The organism is Streptomyces sp. NPDC026672 (genome assembly GCF_040638185.1).
In the GTDB taxonomy this organism is placed as follows: Bacteria; Actinomycetota; Actinomycetes; order Streptomycetales; family Streptomycetaceae; genus Streptomyces.
Window position 1 is genome coordinate 1 of sequence record NZ_JBEZXS010000097.1, and the last position, 5818, is coordinate 5818.

At 70.1% G+C, this 5818-nt stretch carries 6 protein-coding genes; 4 read left to right on the forward strand and 2 right to left on the reverse strand.

Annotation, left to right across the window (positions count from 1 at the left end):
* Window positions 1-12: 12 nt before the first annotated feature.
* The gene (locus AB0F77_RS42825) at window positions 13-117 is read left to right on the forward strand and encodes a heme-binding protein (RefSeq protein ID WP_361960077.1); all 105 of its coding nucleotides are present in this window, start codon (window positions 13-15) and stop codon (window positions 115-117) included.
* 60 nt (window positions 118-177) lie between these two features.
* On the opposite strand, the gene AB0F77_RS42830 is transcribed toward AB0F77_RS42825, so the two are convergent.
* Window positions 178-828, reverse strand: a complete 651-nt coding sequence (locus AB0F77_RS42830; RefSeq protein WP_361960177.1) for a PadR family transcriptional regulator — start codon at window positions 826-828, stop codon at window positions 178-180.
* A 160-nt stretch (window positions 829-988) separates the two neighbouring features.
* Here AB0F77_RS42830 and AB0F77_RS42835 point away from each other — a divergent pair, with 160 nt between their 5' ends.
* Together AB0F77_RS42835 and AB0F77_RS42840 are read left to right on the forward strand one after the other, a co-directional pair.
* Window positions 989-2680, forward strand: coding sequence for an AMP-binding protein (locus AB0F77_RS42835; RefSeq protein ID WP_361960180.1), 1692 nt, complete (start codon window positions 989-991; stop codon window positions 2678-2680).
* Window positions 2681-2685: 5 nt separating this feature from the next.
* Complete coding sequence (locus AB0F77_RS42840; RefSeq protein WP_361960183.1) at window positions 2686-3507, forward strand: TIGR03084 family metal-binding protein; 822 nt, start codon at window positions 2686-2688, stop codon at window positions 3505-3507.
* Window positions 3508-3541: 34 nt separating this feature from the next.
* Here the strand turns inward: AB0F77_RS42840 and AB0F77_RS42845 are convergent, their stop codons facing one another.
* Complete coding sequence (locus AB0F77_RS42845) at window positions 3542-3904, reverse strand: alpha/beta hydrolase (protein ID WP_361960188.1); 363 nt, start codon at window positions 3902-3904, stop codon at window positions 3542-3544.
* 426 nt (window positions 3905-4330) lie between these two features.
* Between AB0F77_RS42845 and AB0F77_RS42850 the strand changes: the two genes are divergently transcribed.
* On the forward strand, window positions 4331-5572 hold the full coding sequence (locus AB0F77_RS42850) for an AraC family transcriptional regulator (RefSeq protein ID WP_361960186.1): 1242 nt from the start codon (window positions 4331-4333) through the stop codon (window positions 5570-5572).
* The last annotated feature ends 246 nt before the right edge of the window (window positions 5573-5818 follow it).

Genomic DNA, 5818 nt, shown 5'->3' on the forward strand with positions numbered 1-5818 from the left:
GGCGGCGTCCCCATCACCCTCGACGGCCACATCATCGGCGGCATCGGCGTCTCCGGCGCCCCCACCGGCGAACTCGACGCCGACTTCGCCAACGCCGCCCTCAACACCCTCAACTGACCCACCGTCACAACCCAGGGCCGGGCGGCACGCCCCTCTACCCCGGGCGCGCTGCCGGGGTCACCCTCGGCCGTCACCGTCCGGGTCTGCCTCCACCGGTGCCGACGGTGCGTCAGGTCGCGTGCCATCCGGCCCGGCGTGGGGGTGCTGGTCGGAAGTGGGAGGGGGAGGGGCCTCGGCGATCTCCGTCCAGAATGCCTGGAAGACCTCCGCGAGGCGGATGCCGAGGCGCAGTGGAGCCATCCGGCGGTCCTGGCCGTGCCGCGGGAGCTCGGCCGCGGCGATGTCGGCGTAGGTCCTCAGACGGCGCTCGTACTGGGCGGCCTCGTGTCGTGCGAGCTCGACGAGCCGCTCCGGGGGGAGCTGGTCGCTGAAGAACAGCTGGAGCACCGCCTCGTCCCGCATCTCGAAGATGCCACGGGCGGGAGCGCCGAGCCAGGCGCGAAGCGCTTCGGCACCGCGGTCCGTGAGGTCGAAGACCTTGCGGCGGCGGCCTCCCGCTTCCCGGTGGACGGTCAGCAGCCCGAAGTCGACGAGCCGGTCGCACTCGCGGTAGAGCTGCGAGTGGGGGAAGGTCCAGAAGTAGGCGACCGACTTCTGGACGGCCGTCTCCAGTTCGTAGGGCGTGGAAGGCCCGCGCAGGCTGATCAGACCGAGCACCACGTGGGACGTGGGACTGAGACGGGGCGGCTCGTCGGATGTCTCTGTCACTGCTCGACCTTCCTCCGTCGCCGACCGCCGCGGGCGACCCGACCCTTGAAAACGCTCCGATTCGGAGGATACCGTGCGGGGGTGGCCAACCCTCTGATTCGGAGGGTGGGCATCTCCGTCTACCGGGCACATCGATCTCAGGGCGGTGAGGGAAGCCGTGGTGCGCAGAAGCTTGGAGACATCGCACTGGACCGCCGAGGCGGCGGCCGAGAGCTGTGAACCGACGACGATCGGGGGCGCGCTCATCGAGGCGTCCTCGCGCTGGGCCGACTCGGTGGCGCTCGTCGAGGGAACCGGCGCGTCCGGTGCCCGGTCGTGGACCTACGCCGAACTCGCGGCGGTGGCCCGCCGTGTCGCCGGCGCCCTGCTGTCCCGCTTCCAGCCGGGGGACCACGTCGGCGTCTGGTCGACCAACAACCCGGAATGGGTGTTCCTGCAGTTCGGCTGTGCGCTGGCCGGCATGACGCTCGTGACGGTCAATCCCGCCTACGGGCGTGCGGAAGCCGAGTACGTCCTCAAGCACTCTCGCGCGCGGGGTGTCTTCGTCGAACCCACGGTGCGCTCGCGTGACCTCGTGGGGATCGCGCGAGCGGTGGCCTCGACGATCGACGGACCGCTCTCCGTGATACCGCTGGACGACTGGGACCGCTTCCTGGCTCTCGCGCCGGACGAGCCCCTGGACCTGCCACCGGTGCGCCTGTCCGATCCCGCCCAGATCCAGTACACCTCGGGCACCACGGGGAAGCCCAAGGGCGCACTGCTCGCACATCGCGGACTGGCGCTCAACGGCAAGCTCTACGCGACGGCTGTCGGAGCCGGCCCCGGCGACGTGTGGATCAACCCCATGCCCCTGTTCCACACCGCCGGATGCGGCCTGGCGACCATGGGCGCGCTGCAGACGGGTGGCACCCACGTCCTGCCGCCGAGGTTCGACCCGGACCTCGTTCTCGACCTCTTCGAGCAGCATCGTGGCACCGTGTTCCTCTCCGTGCCCACCATGCTGATCCGGCTCCTCGACGCACAGCGCGGGCGACCGCGCGATCTCGTGACGTGGCGACTCGCGACGCTGGGCGGGGCGCCGGTCCCGGTCGAACTCGTCCGCCGGGCCGAGCGGGAGTTGCGGGTACGCGTCGGCATCGGCTACGGGCAGACCGAGTCGTCGCCGTACATCGCCCACACCCGGCCCGGCGATCCGCGCCCGGGATGGGAGGAGACCGTCGGCAGGCCGCTGCCCCTCGTCGAAGTGAAGATCGACGACCCTGTCACCGGTGAGCCGACCGCACTCGGACGTCCGGGGGAGATCTGCACCCGTGGCGCCTGCGTCATGCTCGGGTACGTCGACGACCCCGGGGCCTCTGCGCAGGCGATCGACGCGGACGGCTGGCTCCACACGGGCGACATCGGAACCCTCGACGCCGATGGATACCTGCGGGTGGAAGGGCGCCTGAAAGACATGATCATCCGCGGTGGCGAGAACATCTACCCGCGTGAGATCGAGGAACTCCTCTTCCGCCACGAAGCGGTGGCACAGGTCTCGGTGGTCGGCCTGCCCGACGAGGAATGGGGCGAAGTCGTCGCCGCGTTCGTCCAGTTGACGCCGGGGTGCACGACCGACGCGTCCTCCTTGGAACGCTACTGCCGCCGGCACCTCGCCGGATTCAAGGTGCCCCGGCACTGGGAGTTCGTGGCGGAGTTCCCCCATACGCCCTCCGGGAAGATCCAGAAGTTCGCGCTCCGCGACCGCTTCCTGCGCTCGCGCCGACCGGCATCCGTACCCCGTCGGAGGGCGACCACCCCTGATCAGGAGGGGACACCTGACGGCGCGGAAGACCGGACTGCCCGAAGAGAGTGATGGCGATGACGAAGGACGAACGGTTGAGGTGGCTCCTCGACGACCTGGAGGACGAGACCCGGGTCGTGGAGGGACTGGTCGCCGGCCTCGCCCCCGAGGAGTGGGACCGTCCGACAACGGCTGAGGGCTGGACGGTCAAGGACGAGATCACCCATCTCGCCTTCTTCGACCGGGCGGCCGTGGCGAGCGCCACGGACAGCGAGCGGTTCCGTGCCTGGGCGGCCGAAGTCGCGGCCGGCGGCGGTGACTTCCCCGACGAGGTCGCCCGGGAGTACCGCCGGATGCGGCCCGCTGACGCGCTGGCCTGGTTCCGATTCGCCCGCACTCGACTGCTCGACGCCTTCGCCTCGATCGACCCGTCGGTCCGCGTGCCGTGGTTCGGCTCGGACATGAGCGTGATGAGTTCCGCCACCGCCCGGCTGATGGAGACCTGGGCGCACGGACACGACATCGCCGACGGATGTGGTGTCGCACATCCCGCCACCCACCGCCTGCGCCATGTCGCGGACCTCGGCGTACGGACGTTCGCGTTCAGCTTCCGGTTGCACGGCCGCGCCGTCCCCGACCGCGCGGTCCGCGTCGAACTGACGGCGCCCGACGGTTCGGGGTGGTCCTGGGGCCCGCCCGGTGCGAGGGACACGGTGACCGGTCCCGCGCTGGACTTCTGTCTCGCGGTGGCGCGCAGGAGACACCTGCACGACACCGCGTTGCGGGTGGAAGGGGACACGGCGGCCGAGTGGATGTCGATCGCGCAGGTCTTCGCCGGCGGACCGGCGGCGGGGCCGCGCCCCGCCCGGACCGGCACGGAGCCGCGTACCGATCAGTGACGGGCGTTGGGCGTCGGGCGGCTGGGCCGTGCACTCAGTGGTCCTCCCGGGTGACGGCGGAAGGTGACGGCCCGTCGGCCTCAAGGGCGGCGCCCCGGAGGTGGGCGAGGAGCGCCGACCGGACGGCTTCGGGTTGTTCGAGTGCGAGATGGCCGGTGGCGACGATCCGCAGGGCGGACCCGGGTATGCCGGCCGCCAGTTCGCGGGCGTGCGGCAGTGGGGTGGCCACGTCATGGGACCCGCCGAGGACGAGGGTGGGCGCGATGATCCGCGGCAGCCGGTTCACCAGGTCGTAGGCGGCGAGGGCGTCGCAGCAGGCCGCGTAGCCCTCGGGGTCGACGGTCGCCAGGTCGGCGAGCAGGGGAAGGATGCCGTTCCGCGTGGAGCCGGAGAGCACGGACAAGCCCGGTAGCTGTCGACCGGGTCCTCCATTCCGGTCAGGCCGGCGTCCAGGTCGAGCTGCCGAAGACAGTGGGATGGAGGAGGTTCTCGAGTCCGCTACCGCGACGGCATTGTGGGGTGGGAACCGCCCTGGGAACGGGGGTGGACCTGTCCATGCGCGGATAGTTTGTTGTTGACAAAGTATCTGTGCTTGGGTGAGGATTGGTAGATTGATACGAGGTGGAATTGTCCGTCATGTCGCTGACCTGAGTGGGGCGCTGCCACCCGGAGCCGTGAGAGGTTTGCGTATGAGCCGTGCCGAGATCGGCCGCCCCGGCCCCCGCCTTTTGGGATCCCTGACGTCCGGGCGGCCCTCGGAAGGGCTTTCCGGCGGGCCCTGAGCGACAAGGTGGCCTGAGGCGGACCCGTCTGGAACGCCGCGGTGGGCGACCGTGGCGCTCCGGAACATCGGCTTCTTCCGGTTGTCCCGCACCCTGTTCTCAGTTGTGTGCGGGACGACGGAGGACAGGACAAGTGCTCGACTCCTCTGTGCGAGGCGGGTGGCGTGGAAACCAATGTGATCAACCATGAAGAGCGAGGAGCCGGCGGCGACAGCCGCCGGGCCGCGGGCCTCGCGCTGGCATATCGACGTATTTCGCCGACATCTCTTCGGCACGCAGGTGTGCTCGGCAGGTCGGACTCCCTGACCACGGCGACGACCGATGTGTATGAAGCGGCGAGACTGCTGAGCGGGACATACGGAGACGTCACGGTGCGGAACTTGCGCCGCGACGGTCACTTCCGCATACACATGCGGTCGATGATTCTCGACCGGGTGACCGTCACCTCGACGGAGGTGTCGCCCTGTTCGGTTCTCGGCGCCCGACACGACGACTACACGGTCTACCTCCCGGTCCGGGGGACGGTGCGGGTGGTGGCCGGTACCGTGTCGTCGGTCCTGAGCGGATGCAGCGGCGTCATGATCTCTCCGGAGAACGGTGTCGTCTCCATCGAGTGTCACTCGGAGGAGTGCGAGATCCTCACGGTCAGTATCGAACGCGCCGTACTGGAGGACGAACTCGGCGTGCTGCTGGGGCGTACCGTGCAGTCCACGGTGCTCTTCGAGCCGTATCTGGACTTCGCGGCTCGTAGCGCGTTCCACCACACCCTCGGACTGTTGCAGGCCATGCTGGCGGATCCGCGCGGCACCGAGGAGCATCCGGCGATGAACCGCAGGCTCGGCCGCCTGGTGGCGTCAGGCCTCCTGCTCAGCCAGCCTCACCCGTGGTCGGAAGAACTCCGTCGGTCGGCGGGCTTCGAGGGCCCCGGCGCGGTCCGTGCCGCATTGGCCGCGATCGACGAGGCGCCGCTCCGTTTCACGACCGTCGGTGACATCGCGCAGGCCGTCGGACTCAGCGTGCGGGCACTTGAGGCCGGCTTCAAACGGCACGTCGGAGCGAGCCCCATGGCCTACCTCAATCGCGTGCGGATGGCTCGTGCACACGAGGCGCTGGAGGGTGCGGACCGGGAGCTGACCACCGCGACCGCGGTGGCTCAGCACTGGGGGTTCAGCCATTACGGCCGATTCGCGAGCCAGTACCGGAAGCGTTACGGGCGCAGCCCGGCCGACACGCTCCGGCTGTCGTCCGGCCGCGGGGACCCTTCCGACGACCGGCGCGGCTGAGAACCAGGACCGTGCCCGTGCCGGGCGTTTTGGGTGCAGGGCCTCAGAAGCCTGTTCCACACCCGAAAGCCCTGCTCGCCACGCCGTCGCGGCCTTGCCGGCCACCCGACGGCGCAGCGACAAGGCCGCCGAGCGGGTCAGTGCTTGAGGTTCTCGGTGAATTCTTCGTGGGTCATGTCGAGTACGCCGGCGCCGTCGGCGGGGTGGTCGTGGACGAGGGCGGGGATCTCGCGGGCGAGTGCGTCG

Excerpts from the sequence above, each read along its gene's own strand:
- AB0F77_RS42840 (WP_361960183.1), top strand. The coding sequence starts at position 2,686 with ATGACGAAGGACGAACGGTTGAGGTGGCTCCTCGACGACCTGGAGGAC.